Source organism: Vibrio alginolyticus NBRC 15630 = ATCC 17749 (assembly GCF_000354175.2).
Taxonomy (GTDB): domain Bacteria; phylum Pseudomonadota; class Gammaproteobacteria; order Enterobacterales; family Vibrionaceae; genus Vibrio; species Vibrio alginolyticus.
In genome coordinates this window covers 2,091,750-2,106,475 of record NC_022349.1, presented here as the reverse complement: position 1 = coordinate 2,106,475, position 14,726 = coordinate 2,091,750, and the positions used below count along the sequence as shown (strand labels likewise).

Below are 14,726 nucleotides of genomic sequence, written 5' to 3'. Positions count from 1 at the left end.
CCAGCTTTGAGAGAGTGGACAATATTTATTCGCTAAAAGTCTGAACCAAATCGACTTTTATTAGGAAAATTGCATATAAACGCAATGTTCTTATTCAAATCTGAGCAACAAAAAAAGCCAGTGGACATCACTGGCGTTTGAATATCTGGTTATCAGAACTGCTTGATATGCTCTAAGAAAGGCTCGGCTTGCATAAAGCCCGTCAAACGAGCGTTTGAAACGTGTTCACCACTGGCATCCCAAAACTCAATTGTTGGTAAACCAAGCACACTCATGTGCTTCAGTAGTTCGATGTCTTGCACTTGGTTTTTGGTCACGTCTGCTTGCAGAAGAACGAAGTCTTGCAGTTTGGCTTCGACGCTTGGGTCATGGAAGGTGTACTTTTCAAACTCTTTACATGCTACACACCAATCGGCGTAGAAATCGAGCATGACGGGTTTACCTGCCGCTTTCGCAAGTGCCAGTTGTTCTTCAAGCTCCGCCACGTTAGCAATGCGAGTAAAGCTAACAGTGGCTTGCTGAGTTTGTGTTTTGCTGTTGCCAAACCAGTAATTTAAGATAGGTTGTGCTGAGGCTAGCAAACCTAAGACGGCGATTATGCCCACGGCACTTTGTTTCCAGCCACCAAACTCTAGACTGTTTTTGATGTGGTATAGCCAACCAAAAGCAGCAATACCCAGTGCTGACCACAGAATCGTTGACCACATTTCTGGCATGATGCGTTCTAGTAAGAAGATAGGCGCGGCAAGCAGAATAAAGCCGAAGAGTGTTTTCACACGGTCCATCCAACCACCTGCTTTTGGTAGCAACTTGTTGCCAAATACCGCTACAAGGATCAACGGAATACCCATGCCCATCGCTAGCGCGTAAAGGGCGACCCCACCGGTGAGTAAGTCGCCACTTTGTGCGACGTAAAGCAGCGCACCAGAGAGTGGGGCGGTAGTACACGGAGAACAAACCAAGCCAGATATTGCCCCCATTGCAAACACGCCAGCACTGCTACCACCTTGCTGCTTGTTACTTAAGTTATTCAGCCACGTTTGCACGCTGCTTGGTAGCTGTAATGAGTACAGACCAAACATAGAAAAAGCGAGTGCGATGAACAGTACGCTCAAACCAATCAGCACATAAGGGTGTTGCATTGCCGCTTGGAACTGCATGCCAGCAGACGCGACCACAAGGCCGAGTAGGGTGTAAGTCAGCGCCATGCCTTGCACGTAGACGAATGACAAGCCTAGCGCGCGGCGTTGGCTTAGTTTGCCACTGCCAAGCACTATGCTGGTCAGAATTGGGTACATCGGTAGCACACAAGGTGTAAATGCCAAGCCCACACCAAGCGCCAAGAACAGAAGTGGTGTCCACCAGTTATCAGCAAGGTTGGCTGCAAGGCTATCTTGCTGTGTTACTGGCGCCGATGATGTGTCACCAGACGTAGATGATTGCGCCGCTGGTGGCGTTGCTGTTGGTGCCTGTTCTGCTTTTGATGCAGTTGTCGCCGTTGTTGAATCTGAGTTCGACGAAGTAAACGCGCTGATAGGAATCACGCGAGTTTCTGGCGGGTAACAGAAGCCTGCTTTCGCACAACCTTGGTATTGCACGACTACGCGAGCACCGTCTTGCCAATCATGCATTGGTACATTAACGAAGAGAGGTTGAGTATAGATATGCACGTCACCAAAGAATTCATCTTTATGCGGTGTGCCGTCTTCCATTTGCAGTTCGCCTAGCGATACTTTCTCACCAGCTACAGACAAGCGCTCTTGATATAGGTAGTACCCGTCACGTACCTGCCAATCGAGCATCAATTTGTCATCTTGCTGGTAGAAGTTAAATGGAAACGCCTGATCAACCGGAACAAAGCTGTCGCTGCTGCTACCAAAACTGTTGTTCTGGCTACTGTTAAACTGGTCTTTGCCAAATAAAGCTAAAGACGGAGTGGAAAAGGTAATGAGCCCTAAGAGTAAAACGGAAAGTAATGCGCGCATAAAAGAGTCAATTCATCTTAGATAATTGCCGTTAGTGTAACTCAATCAGACCCGGAGGCGAGTCAATAAGTTTCATGAAAATGAAGATTTATTGAGCATAAATCAAGACAACAGGGAATAAAAAAGGGAGCCGAAGCTCCCCGAGTAAGACTCTGTTTCTACTAGATCAGTAGACCACCGAATGCGAAGCCAAGTGCTACCGCAGAAGCGATGGTTACCACACCAGGTACAAAGAATGGGTGGTTGAATACGTACTTACCGATACGAGTTGAACCCGTGTCGTCCATCTCAACCGCTGCTAGAAGCGTTGGGTAAGTTGGCAGCACGAATAGCGCACTTACTGCTGCGAAAGATGCAACTGCGGTAAGTGGTGCCACACCGATTGCTAGTGCTGCTGGCATCAGCGCAACAGTAGTTGCACCTTGCGAGTAAAGCAGCATTGAAGCGAAGAATAGAACAAGTGCTAGCATCCATGGGTAGTCTGCTAGTAGCGCACCAGCCACTTCTTTGATGCCGTCAACGTGCGCGTTAACGAACGTAGAACCTAGCCATGCCACACCAAGAACACACACACACGCTGTCATACCAGAGCGGAATGTTGCTGCGGCTGGGATTTTGCCAGCATCGATTTTACAGCTCATTACGATAGCTGCCGCAGCTGCTAGCATTACCGTCATGATAGCTTCGTTACGACCTAGAGCAGGGTTCTCGATAAGGCCAACAGAGCCAGAAATTGCTGCTGCGTAACACACGACAAATGCGATTGCGCCTAGGAAGATGAAGGTTGCTTTCTTCGCTGTTGGTAGGATTTCGCGTTTTGCTTCTGTATTTAGCTTGATTAAGCCTTTTTCTAGACGCTCTTGGTATTCAGCATCGTCTTTTAGCTCACAGCCCATGAAGTTCGCCACGAACGCACCGATCATGCACGCGATGAACGTCGTTGGGATACAGATTGCTAGTAGTGTTAGGTAGTCAACGCCAAATGGGTGCAGCATTGCCGCGAACGCTACAACAGCCGCTGAGATTGGTGATGCGGTGATAGCGATTTGCGATGCCACGACCGCGATAGACAGTGGACGAGAAGGGCGCACGCCTTGGCCTTTCGCTACTTCTGCAATCACTGGCAAAGTAGAGAATGCCGTGTGGCCAGTACCCGCCATTAATGTCATTAGGTAAGTTACGATAGGCGCATAAAAGGTGATGCGCTCAGGATGCTTGCGCAAAAAGTTTTCAGCAACTTGCACCATCCAGTCTAAACCACCAGCTACTTGCATTGCTGCGATAGCGGTGATTACAGACATGATGATCAAAATTACGTCAACGGGAATGTAAGCTTGGCTTGTTGGTACGCCCAAGATCAAAGACAACGCAATGACCCCAGCACCACCGGCAAAACCAATGCCGATACCACCGATTCTTGCCCCCAAATAGATGAAGAGCAGAACCACGAAGAGTTCGACCATGACCATATTGATACCTCTTTAGTTTTTTATTTGATTCTGATTTTTTGAACACTCAGGAACAGGAGTAAATGCTCAGAGAATGAGAACCTAGTGGTTTAGCGGCAATAAAAGCATATAAAAAATGTGGTTAACCGTATGAGAGCCTAAAAAAGGGGCCTGAGTGGCCCCCTTCGGATTCGTTATTACTCGTAACGTTTTGCTTTGTAAGTAGGATGCATGAAGTTTTCTACTGACAAGATTTCATCAAGCTCCTCTGCTGTAAGCAGACCGCGCTCTAGCACGACTTCACGAACACTTTTACCAGTTTCCGCACAAATCTTACCTACGATGTCACCTTCGTGGTGGCCGATGTATGGGTTTAGGTAAGTGACGATACCGATAGAGTTGTAAACGTAGTTTTCGCAAACTTCTTTGTTCACAGTGATGCCGTCGATACATTTATCACGTAGGTTCACACACGCGTTGTGTAGTAGAGAGATAGACTCAAACACACTTTGTGCGATCACAGGTTCCATTACGTTTAGCTGTAGCTGACCGCCTTCTGCTGCGAAAGAAACCGTGTTGTCGTTACCGAGAACTTTGAAGCAAACTTGGTTTACTACTTCTGGGATAACTGGGTTTACTTTAGCTGGCATGATTGAAGAGCCTGCTTGCATTTCAGGTAGGTTCAATTCATTTAGACCCGCACGAGGACCAGAAGAAAGTAGACGAAGGTCGTTACAGATCTTCGATAGTTTCACTGCTAGGCGTTTTAGCGCGCCGTGAGTCATTACGTATGCGCCACAGTCAGACGTTGCTTCGATCAGGTCTTCTGCTGCAACAACATCAAGGCCTGTTACTTCCGCTAGGTGTTTTACTGCAAGCGCTTGGTAGCCAGTTGGTGTATTTAGACCAGTACCGATTGCGGTTGCGCCTAGGTTGATTTCTAGGAGGAGTTTAGATGTGTAATCTAGAGCACGAATCTCTTCGTTTAGTGTTACCGCCCACGCATGGAACTCTTGACCAACTGTCATTGGTACCGCGTCTTGAAGCTGAGTACGGCCCATTTTCAGTACATCTTTAAACTCAACGGCTTTAAGTTCGAATGCGCCTTTTAGGTACTCAATTGCTTCCATTAGCTTGTGTACGCTGTTGTATACCGCAATACGGAAACCTGTTGGGTACGCACAGTTGGTTGATTGGCTCTTGTTTACATGGTCATTTGGGTTAACAAATTCGTATTGGCCTTTCTCTTTACCCATCAACTCAAGCGCAACGTTTGCGATCACTTCGTTCGTGTTCATGTTAACTGAAGTGCCTGCACCGCCTTGGAATACGTCTGATGGGAACTGATCCATACACTTGCCAGTTTCTAGGATCAAATCACACGCTTCGATGATGTAGTTTGCAACGTCTTTTGGAATAGCGCCAAGTTCTTTGTTTGCTAACGCTGCTGCTTTTTTGGTCATTACCATGCCGCGTACAAATTCTGGTACGTCAGAGATGGTCATATTAGAGATGTTGAAGTTCTCGATCGCACGTAGCGTATGAATACCGTAGTACGCATCTGCAGGGACATGACGTTGACCTAATAGATCTTCTTCAATACGAGTGGCTGGGTTTGCTGTTTTTGGAGCATCAGATAGGGTAGCCATAGCAGGATCCTTAGATGATAATTCTGATAATAAAGTTATTTATTAGCCATTTCTGCAATCTAGAATCCATTCATCAGAATTTTTGGCTGGAAAATCCGTCCTGACTTATGTGGCACATGATACTGCACCTAGCGCATAAAAATAGTAACTAGATCACCTTTTTCGTTTTTCATGAGTCAATAATTTGCAAAGTATGAACGGGTTATTAATAACCCTTTATAGGTACTCGATTTTCCTCGACAAACATGAGTTTTTAGAGTTCGAAATTAGCACTTTAAAAGCACGAAAAAATCGGTATGCAATTGAATGAAACGCGTTCCCGCTACTTTGTCTAAAAGAGAAGGAGACCAGTATGAACACGCTTTTTTACAACGATTCGTTTGAGCTTAGTCTGCTTTTACCATTACACTGAATTAAACAAAGGAGGGCGTGTGTTTCCTATCTTATTATTAGCGTTTATTTTTGTTCCGATCATTGAAATCGGCTTATTTATTCAGGTGGGCGGCTTTTTAGGTTTATGGCCGACCATTGCACTAGTCTTAATCACTGCATTTGTTGGTGCGTCGTTGGTTCGTAGCCAAGGTATACAAACACTGATGTCAGTACAGGGGCGTCTTGAACAAGGTGAAATTCCAGCCCAGCAAATTTTTGAAGGCGTAATGCTAGCGGTGGCTGGCGTGCTACTGTTAACCCCGGGCTTTATGACCGATGCCCTTGGTATGTTGGTGTTGCTTCCTGCGCCACGCGCCGCGATAGCTAAATACTTGATGAGCAAAATGGTGGTGAAAACCATGCATGGTGGTGGCTTCCAAGGTGGTTTCTCTAACCAGGGGCCATTTGAGCAAGACCCGTTCCGTCGTGACCCTTTTGATTCCCAGTCAGATAATGGCAAGACCTTCGAAGGGGAATACGAGCGTAAAGACGATGATGATCGCAACAAGCTCAACTGATTGAGTTAGACAGTAAAGAAAACAAAAGGGCGCACCAAGCGCCCTTTTCTGTATTTGGAATTCGTGCTGCTTACAATGCGCCTTCAAAGCCCATTTGACGCCATGCTTCAAAAGCAATGATCGCAACGGCATTCGAAAGGTTTAGGCTGCGCGCATCTGGCATCATTGGAATGCGAATACGCTGCTCCATTGGCAAGCTATCGATGATTTCAGCAGGCAAGCCACGAGTTTCTGGACCAAACATCAAAACATCACCCGCTTGGTATTGTGCATCAACGTGGTGACCTGTGGTTTTGGTGGTGCAGGCAAACAATCGATAGTTACCTTGCTTCTCTTTCTCTAAATACTCTAAGAACGCTTGATAGTTTTTATGGCGTGTTACGCGAGCTAAATCATGGTAATCCAAACCAGCACGGCGGACTTTTTTCTCTTCAAGATCGAAACCCAGAGGTTCAATTAAGTGAAGGTTTGCACCGCAGTTGGCGCATAGTCGAATGATGTTGCCGGTGTTCGGCGCGATTTCTGGTTCGTATAAAGCGATATCAAACATGGTATTGAAATAGAGTTGGTCAAAGAGAGGGGCAGTATATACCCAAGTCACCGAGATATGCGAGATTCAGCAAGATTGACCTGGGTATGAAAGCAGGCATTAGCGCGGATGTTAATACCGTGAGTAGTGATGCTCTTTATAAGAGAGCGTGAGCATAGTTTTCTTCAACTGCTCGCCAGTTGACGACGTTCCACCACGCATCAATATATTCTGGGCGACGGTTTTGGTAGCTGATGTAATACGCGTGCTCCCACACGTCTAATGCGAGGATTGGTTCACCGCGCACATCCACTACGTCCATCAGAGGGTTGTCTTGATTACTGGTGGACGTAATGTGAATCTCACCATCTTTTACGATCAGCCATGCAAAGCCAGACCCAAAGGTATTGATGGCAGCTTGGGCAAACGCCTCTTTAAATTGCGCAAAGCTACCAAATTTATCGTTAATTGCTTGAGCAAGCGCGCCTTGAGGCTCTCCGCCACCGTTTGGTGACATGCAATTCCAATAAATGATGTGGTTGTAATAGCCGCCACCATTATTACGTACTGCTGGACTGAGCTTAGAGATATTGTCAAAGATCTCGTCTAATGACTGAGTTTCGAGCTCGCTCCCTTCAACGGCATTTACAAACTTATCAAAGTACGTCTTGTGGTGTTTGCTGTAATGCACTTCCATGGTTTTCGCGTCGATGTACGGCTCTAGTGAATCGTACGGGTAAGGCAGAGCGGGAAATGTATGTGACATAGTAAATCCTCCTTAATTGGAAAATTTACTTTAATGCTAACGATAATTATTATCAACTTTGATCTTTGTAAGGGTATTCTAAGAAGCCTCGCCAATTTCTAAAGTGAGGGTGGGGCTGTGAATCACTCACTCTAGAAATATGGTGCGAATTATTGTTAGTTCATCAAATTGAGACTAACAATTGATCGGTAAGGTGATACTCATGCGCAATCCGCCTAACGGACTTCGGCTGGCTGCGATCGTGCCACTGTGCTGGCGAATGGCACTTTCGGTAATGGTTAGGCCGAGACCTGTGCCGCCAGAGTGGCGATCGCGTGCCGTGGAAACGCGATAGAACGGGCGAAAAATCGCGGCCAGTTCCTCTTCTGGTACACCTTCTCCATTATCGTCAACCGTGATACGAAGCGTATCGTCATCGGCTTTGATGTCGATTTGTACCTCATCTTTTCCGTAGTAAATGGCGTTACGAACGATATTTTCCACCGCACTCATCAGCAGTTTAGGGTTACCGGAAATATTGCGCTTAGGTAATTCTGAATAGTGTAGCTGTTTGCCCATTTGCTCTGCTTCAAACTGCGCATCTTTAATGATTTCTTCCCATAAACTTTCTAGTGGCTGTGTTTCGCGAGTCATATGACTGTTCGCCTGCATGCGAGAAAGCTCTAATAGTTCACTGATCATCTGTTCCAAGCGCTGCGCTTCGGTATCGATACGAGTCAGTTCTGGGCTTTCGCCTTGTTTACGCGTCGCTAATGCGCTTGCCATGCGCAGACGAGTTAAAGGTGAGCGCAGCTCGTGAGAGATATCGGATAGCAAACGTTGTTGTCCTGAAATCATTTGATTAACCGCTTCGACCATCTGGTTGAAGCTGCTGCCTGCTTGACGAAATTCCGCCGTACCTTTTTCTAAATTTGGGTCTGTGACAAATTCACCTTTCGCCACACGTTGAGCAGCGGCTTCAAGACGACGTGCAGGCTGACTCAAAGCCCAAGCAAGCCATAACAGCAATGGTGTACTAACCAGCATGACTGCAAGCAAGAGCTGGAATGGGTGATCAAACAGACGCAGGAGTAGAGGTGGTGGCTCATTCCATTTGAAGCCCACGTACATCAAGATATCGGAACCTGCCAAAGTGATAGGAATTGGGCCCGCAATCATGTATCGACCATACAGCTTCTGCTTTGGATTATTGTAATCTTCGATACTGGTGACAAAGTTTTGCATGGCACGCAATTGAAAATTGCTGCGTTTTTCTGTCGTAAGAACATTACCGCTGTAGTCAGAAAAAAAGACTCGTGGGCGAGGGTCGTGCTTGCCGTGACGGTTGCCCTCGATACGAAAAAGTATGCGGCCTAAATCAGTTTGCTGGCTGTATTTTTGTTGGATTGAGTCACGCGTTTCTACCATACGTTTGTAGTGTTCTTCTGGAATATCGCGAGCTTTGCGTGGGTCCAAATGTGGCAGTGATAGCACGGCTATCAATACTAATAACATGGTGAACCAAAAAATGGCAAAGATGCGTCCATACAGGCTATTGATGTTTGGCAGTTTGATGCGTGATAGGCGCATTAATCCTCCTCAAGCAGCATGTAGCCACGACCACGCAGGGTTTTAATTCGCGGCTTGCCATTGCTTTGATCTGGTAATTTTTTACGTAAGTTCGAGACATGCATATCGATAGCGCGATCAAAAGCAGCGAGTCGTTTACCAAGCACATCTAAGCTCAGTGTCTCTTTGGTCAGCACTTGTCCTGGGTTTTGTACGAAGTGGGTGAGTAGCGCAAACTCGGTTGCTGTGAGATCGAGTAACTGTTGCTCACAATACGCTTCTTGCTTACCGGGATAGAGGCGGATTTCTTGATACTCAATGCAATCGCTGTTTTTGGTATTTTTTTGTGTGCTGCTAGTGCGGCGTAAAATCGCGCGGATTCGCGCTAACAGCTCTCGGTCACTAAAAGGTTTTGGTAAATAATCATCCGCGCCCAGTTCCAAGCCGATCACGCGATCAATTTCTTCCCCTTTAGCGGTCAGCATCAAGACGGGAGTTTCCCAATTTTCACGTAAGCGTTTCAGCGTTTCCATGCCATTGAGTTTTGGCATCATGACATCCAACAAAATCAAATCAATCTTATCATTGATCGCGGCTAAGCCGGCTTCACCGTCATTTGCTTCGCTGACGTCAAACCCTTCGAAACTGAGTACTTCTTTTAATAAGCTAGTTAGCTCGATATCGTCATCGATTAAAAGAATGTTTGCCATGGGGGCACCTATAGTAAGTTACCGATAGCCTAATATTACATTGGAATGATGCGCAACGAAGAGGAGAAAAATCACTCTTTACGATTCTTTACGCTCCCTATACGTCGCTTTACCTAGCGGGTCGTATTCTATACTCAAGCGCTGTGAGAACAGCTCAGAAGAACCACTCACCTGTGTAAGGAATCGTATTATGAAGTCTGCAAAAAAACTTGTGTTAGCTGCTGTTGTTCTACCTCTTACTCTTGGCGCCGCAAGCGCATTCGCTTACGGTGGTAAAAACCATCATAAAGGTCCTCGTGACGAATGCGGCATGGGTATGGACCGAGGTGTCATGCGTCAACTAGACCTGACTGATGCACAAAAAGATCAGCTAAAAGAAATGCGTGAAGCAAACAAAGCAGAAATGAAAGCAAAATTCGCTGATGGCAAAGAAGCACGTATGGCTGAGCGTCAAGCGCATCACGCAAAAGTGCAATCGCTTTTGCTGGCGGATAATTTTGATGAAGCTCAAGCTACCGAATTAGCAAAAGAGATGGTTGAGCGCCAAACGGAACGTCGCGTGCAAATGCTAGAAAGAAAGCACCAAATGCTTAGCGTATTAACACCTGAGCAGAAAGCGAAATTTGTTGAGCTACAAAATGAACGTATGCAAGAGTGTGGCGACAGAATGCACAAGCTCATGGAAAAGTCGCGCAATAATTAAGTCATGAATTGATGTTATATAAAGAGGCAGCCATTGGTTGCCTCTTTTTGATCTGGTTATTTCATGGTCATTCAATATACTCAACGTATGGTTTTAGTTAACTCTTTGATTATGAAACAGCAATACGCACGTTTAGTTACGACCGCCGCTTGGACTGCAACCATTGTGGCGACGCTTCTTCTGATAGTAAAAGTTATCACGTGGTGGGTAACCGGCTCAGTGAGCTTATTGGCGTCATTGATTGACTCCATGTTAGATATCGCGGCTTCGGTTGTGAATCTTGTGGTGGTTCGTTACGCCTTACAACCGGCAGACCGCGAACATACGTTTGGACATGGTAAAGCTGAGTCCTTAGCGGCCCTAGCCCAAGCAATGTTTATTTCGGGCTCGGCAGTATTTTTGATTCTTAACGGGATTGACCGATTTTTCCGCCCACATGCTTTACACGCACCGGAGTTAGGTGTGTATGTATCGCTGTTTGCGATTGTGGTCACACTTGGCTTGGTGATGTTCCAAAAACATGTGGTTCGCGTGACGGGGAGCCAAGCAATAGCGGCGGATTCTCTGCATTATCAGACTGACTTGTATATGAATGCTGCGATCATGGTTGCTCTGGGGCTCAGTTATTTTGGAGTGACTCAAGCGGATGCTGTGTTTGCGATTGGTATTGGTGTCTTCATTCTTTATAGCGCTTTCAAAATGGTCAGCGAAGCGATTCAAACCTTACTTGATAGAAAGTTGCCCGATGAAGAGCTTGAGCAAATTAACCAAGCTTGTTTGAGCGTAAAAGGGGTATTGGGCGTGCATCAGTTACGCACGCGAATGTCAGGACCGACGCGCTTTATACAGTTGCATTTAGAGCTAGACGATAACTTACGATTAATTGAGGCGCATTACATTGCTGATAAAGTGGAAGATAATTTATTGGCTCTGTTTCCTGATGCGGATGTATTGATCCATCAAGATCCATTGTCTGTCGTTTTCGGACCAGAGAAAGAGCAGAAAGCACAAGATTGGTAGGCTTGAAAAATCCATCAGTGCCCGACGACAAACAGGTACTTATTGACTATCTTTCCATCAATACTTATTAAGATTCGTGATCCTGATATGAATCAACAAAGTTTCATAGAGAAACTGTAATACTCTTACATAAGTAGAAAAGTTACATAAAAAAGTGCGTTTTCATTGGTAATCCTGTAGAGGAAATGTAACATAACGCACAGTTCTGGATTATGCAGGTTGCTTGGTAACAAGGGGCCTAAAAGAAAATTAAATAATTGATTGCCAAAGATCGAGGGTGAGCATGATTAAGAAGATCGGTGTTTTAACAAGTGGCGGTGACGCACCTGGTATGAACGCTGCGATACGCGGCGTAGTACGTACAGCACTATCCGAAGGATTGGAAGTATTCGGTGTGTACGACGGCTACCTAGGCCTATACGAAGGCCGCATCGAGAAGCTAGATCGTTCTAGCGTTTCAGATGTGATCAACAAAGGTGGTACGTTCCTAGGTTCTGCACGTTTCCCTGAATTTAAACAAGTGGAAGTTCGTGAAAAAGCGATTGAGAACCTGAAAAAACATGGTATCGATGCACTAGTGGTAATCGGTGGTGATGGTTCGTACATGGGTGCGAAGAAACTGACTGAAATGGGTTACCCATGTATCGGTCTTCCGGGCACAATCGACAACGATATCGCAGGTACGGATTACACTGTGGGCTACCTAAGTGCACTAAACACCGTTATCGATGCAATCGACCGTCTACGTGATACTTCTTCATCTCACCAACGCATTTCAATTGTAGAAATCATGGGCCGTCACTGTGGTGATTTGACTCTGATGTCTGCAATTGCGGGCGGTTGTGAATACATCATCACTCCGGAAACTGGTCTAGACAAAGACAAGCTGATCAGCAACATCCAAGATGGTATCGCTAAAGGTAAGAAACACGCGATCATCGCGCTTACTGAGCTAATGATGGATGCTAATGAACTAGCACGTGACATCGAAGCCGCGACAGGTCGTGAAACTCGTGCAACAGTACTTGGTCACATCCAACGTGGTGGTCGTCCAACTGCATTTGACCGCGTACTAGCATCTCGTATGGGTAACTACGCTGTTCACCTATTGATCGAAGGTCATGGTGGTCGTTGTGTAGGTATCGTGAAAGAGCAACTTGTTCACCACGATATCATCGACGCAATCGAAAACATGAAGCGTCCAGTACGCAACGATCTATACAAAGTTGCTGAAGAGTTGTTCTAAGCAAGCTTGAAATAGATAAACAAAACCGCGGCTTTCCGCGGTTTTTTTGTTTTCAGCCCTAAACCACCTACTTCAGTAGGTGGTTATCATCCGTTTCGGCTTTGCCTGTAAAACTACTCATGCTAAATGCGTCTTTGATTTTTCCAGAAGTCAAAGAGGACAAATAACATGAGTAGATACAATCAAGCTTCCCACGTATTTTGGCGTTGTCAATACCATATAGTGTGGACGCCAAAGTATCGATTTAGGATCTTGAAGAACAATATAGGTAAAGAAGTTTATCGATGTATTTATGTTTACTGTAATCAACTTGGATGTGAAGTCGTAGAGCTAAACGTACAAGTTGACCACGTACATTTAGTTGTAAAGGTCCCACCAAAGCTTTCGATATCCAAGTTGATGGGGGTATTGAAAGGCAAAATAGCCTTAAAGCTATTTAGCAAGTTTCCTCACCTTAGGAAGAACAGGCTTTGGGGTAATCACTTTTGGCAAAGAGGCTATTTTGTCGATAGTGTTGGAATCAATGAAGAAATAATACGCCGATATGTAAGACATCAAGAGAAGCAAGAGCGAGTAGAGCAGCAGCAATTGGCGCTGGACTAAACAAAGGCCCCCTTTTAGGGGGCTCACACAAAGCCACCTTCTTTAGAAGGTGGTAATTTACATTTGAGAATCAACAAAAAGAAACTAGTGATAGACGAGTGTTAAGACACGCTGCTCTGCTCTATGAGCGTTAATTTTCGCTCGCGCAGCGCAAACAAGTAGCCCAGTAGCCCACCCAACGTATTCCCAACCGCGATACCGATAAACAAGCCTTCAATGCTGTAGATTTGGCTCCCGATCCACGCCGATGGCAAGGTAAAAATGAACAGCCGCATAAAGCTCCACTGGAATGCACGCAATGGCTTGTGCATCGCATTCAAACCACTGACTAACATCATTACGATGCCTTGGAAGCCATAACTAAATGGCACCACCAGTAAATAATGCCAAAGCAGGTTTTTCACCGCATCTTCCTGAGAAAACAGCGCAGCCAGAGGAATGCTCAGTGGCACCATCATCAAGAAGATAAACCCTTGGAATACCACTGCAAAACGCATGCTAATAAATAAACCGGAAAAGGCTCGTTGCGGTTGTTTGGCTCCTAAATTTTGTGCCATAAACGGTGTGAGGGCAGAGGTCAGCGACATCAATACTAAAATCAATATAGACTCAATACGCTGCGCTGCGCCGTAAGCAGCAACCGCCGCTGTACCGTGGTTGGATAACAGCATCATCAGAATGGCACCGGACAATGGATTCATCGCGTTTGATAGCGCTGCAGGGGTACCAATTTTTAGTGTCTGTTGCCAGTCTTGTTTCAGCAAAGCCCATTGGGGTTGAGCAAGCAATTTTTCCCGTTTAATTAGCACATAGAATGAGCCACACAAAGCACCTAACCAGCTAAAGGCACTTGCTATGGCTGCGCCTTGAATGCCAAGTTCCGGAAAAGGGCCATAACCGAAAATCAACAATGGATCGAGCATGCCATTAATCAAACCAGCCAACATCATGACTTTTGCTGGTGTTTTTGTGTCGCCAGTAGCTCGGATAGCACTGTTGCCCGCCATTGGGATCACTAGCAGAGGAATGGTGAGATACCAGACCTGCATATATTGCTCAATAAGAGGGATGAGATCATCAGACGCACCAAGAAAACGAAACAATGGCGCAATGGTGGTAAAGCCAATAGAAGACGCGATAGCCACAAGTAACACGGCTAACAACAAACCGTGGGTGGTGAACCGAGCAGCTTGTGGTGCATGACCTTGCCCAAGCAAGCGACCAATATTGGTCGATAGTCCCATCCCAATCCCCATCGTAATGCAGTTAACCGCAAAGGTTACAGGGAAGGTATAGCTGATAGCTGCTAGCGCTTGAGTGCCAAGCAACGAGATAAAAAACGTGTCCACCAAGTTAAACATCAAAATTGCGATCATGCCCATGGTCATGGGTACGGTCATTTTCCGCAGCGTTTCAGGAATGGGTGCGGTCAACAAACCATGCTTATCGGTCGCTTGGGGTTCCAGCTTGTTATTTTCCTGCATGTGTGACAACTATCTGGTGAGCAAACTGCAAGGATACAAGAAAGCGAGATGCCGAGCGAGTGAGCATTTCTAACGCAAACCGTTG

At 45.9% G+C, this 14,726-nt stretch carries 13 protein-coding genes; 5 read left to right on the top strand and 8 right to left on the bottom strand.

From position 1 onward, the window contains the following. Positions 1-152: 152 nt before the first annotated feature. The 3 genes from N646_RS09665 to aspA form a co-directional block, all read right to left on the bottom strand. On the bottom strand, positions 153-1,985 hold the full coding sequence (locus N646_RS09665) for a protein-disulfide reductase DsbD (protein WP_017821772.1): 1,833 nt from the start codon (positions 1,983-1,985) through the stop codon (positions 153-155). A 161-nt stretch (positions 1,986-2,146) separates the two neighbouring features. Then, positions 2,147-3,454 carry an anaerobic C4-dicarboxylate transporter gene (locus N646_RS09660; protein WP_005382378.1) on the bottom strand — a complete coding sequence of 436 codons (1,308 nt, stop codon included), beginning with the start codon at positions 3,452-3,454 and terminating at the stop codon, positions 2,147-2,149. A gap of 176 nt (positions 3,455-3,630) precedes the next feature. Beyond that, on the bottom strand, positions 3,631-5,082 hold the full coding sequence (gene aspA, locus N646_RS09655; RefSeq protein ID WP_005382379.1) for an aspartate ammonia-lyase: 1,452 nt from the start codon (positions 5,080-5,082) through the stop codon (positions 3,631-3,633). A gap of 431 nt (positions 5,083-5,513) precedes the next feature. On the opposite strand from aspA, the gene N646_RS09650 reads away from it, so the two are divergent. Beyond that, positions 5,514-6,032: an FxsA family protein gene (locus N646_RS09650; protein ID WP_005386383.1), complete on the top strand. Its 519-nt coding sequence runs from the start codon at positions 5,514-5,516 to the stop codon at positions 6,030-6,032. Between the two features lie 70 nt (positions 6,033-6,102). On the opposite strand, the gene trmL is transcribed toward N646_RS09650, so the two are convergent. The 4 genes from trmL to N646_RS09630 all read right to left on the bottom strand — a co-directional run bounded on the left by trmL (position 6,103) and on the right by N646_RS09630 (position 9,585). Continuing rightward, positions 6,103-6,582, bottom strand: a complete 480-nt coding sequence (gene trmL / locus N646_RS09645; RefSeq protein WP_005382381.1) for a tRNA (uridine(34)/cytosine(34)/5-carboxymethylaminomethyluridine(34)-2'-O)-methyltransferase TrmL — start codon at positions 6,580-6,582, stop codon at positions 6,103-6,105. Positions 6,583-6,718: 136 nt separating this feature from the next. After that, the gene (locus tag N646_RS09640) at positions 6,719-7,327 is read right to left on the bottom strand and encodes a superoxide dismutase (RefSeq protein WP_005382382.1); all 609 of its coding nucleotides are present in this window, start codon (positions 7,325-7,327) and stop codon (positions 6,719-6,721) included. A gap of 174 nt (positions 7,328-7,501) precedes the next feature. Further along, the gene (gene cpxA, locus N646_RS09635) at positions 7,502-8,896 is read right to left on the bottom strand and encodes an envelope stress sensor histidine kinase CpxA (RefSeq protein WP_005382383.1); all 1,395 of its coding nucleotides are present in this window, start codon (positions 8,894-8,896) and stop codon (positions 7,502-7,504) included. Continuing rightward, a complete protein-coding gene (locus N646_RS09630) occupies positions 8,896-9,585 on the bottom strand; it encodes a response regulator (protein ID WP_005382384.1) in 690 nt (229 codons plus the stop codon). The genes cpxA and N646_RS09630 overlap by 1 nt, the downstream gene beginning before the upstream one ends. Before the next feature lie 190 nt (positions 9,586-9,775). Here N646_RS09630 and N646_RS09625 point away from each other — a divergent pair, with 190 nt between their 5' ends. The 4 genes from N646_RS09625 (at position 9,776) to tnpA (ending at position 13,157) form a co-directional block, all read left to right on the top strand. Then, the gene (locus N646_RS09625; RefSeq protein ID WP_017821773.1) at positions 9,776-10,288 is read left to right on the top strand and encodes a CpxP family protein; all 513 of its coding nucleotides are present in this window, start codon (positions 9,776-9,778) and stop codon (positions 10,286-10,288) included. A gap of 111 nt (positions 10,289-10,399) precedes the next feature. Further along, on the top strand, positions 10,400-11,308 hold the full coding sequence (fieF, locus tag N646_RS09620) for a CDF family cation-efflux transporter FieF (protein WP_025768809.1): 909 nt from the start codon (positions 10,400-10,402) through the stop codon (positions 11,306-11,308). Between the two features lie 283 nt (positions 11,309-11,591). Further along, entirely contained in the window at positions 11,592-12,554 is a 963-nt protein-coding gene (gene pfkA / locus N646_RS09615; RefSeq protein WP_005381521.1) for a 6-phosphofructokinase, read from the top strand. A 168-nt stretch (positions 12,555-12,722) separates the two neighbouring features. After that, positions 12,723-13,157, top strand: coding sequence for an IS200/IS605 family transposase (gene tnpA, locus N646_RS09610; protein WP_017633711.1), 435 nt, complete (start codon positions 12,723-12,725; stop codon positions 13,155-13,157). 101 nt (positions 13,158-13,258) lie between these two features. Here tnpA and N646_RS09605 read toward each other — a convergent pair whose 3' ends face one another. Next, complete coding sequence (locus N646_RS09605) at positions 13,259-14,641, bottom strand: MATE family efflux transporter (RefSeq protein WP_017821828.1); 1,383 nt, start codon at positions 14,639-14,641, stop codon at positions 13,259-13,261. Positions 14,642-14,726 lie beyond the last annotated feature (85 nt).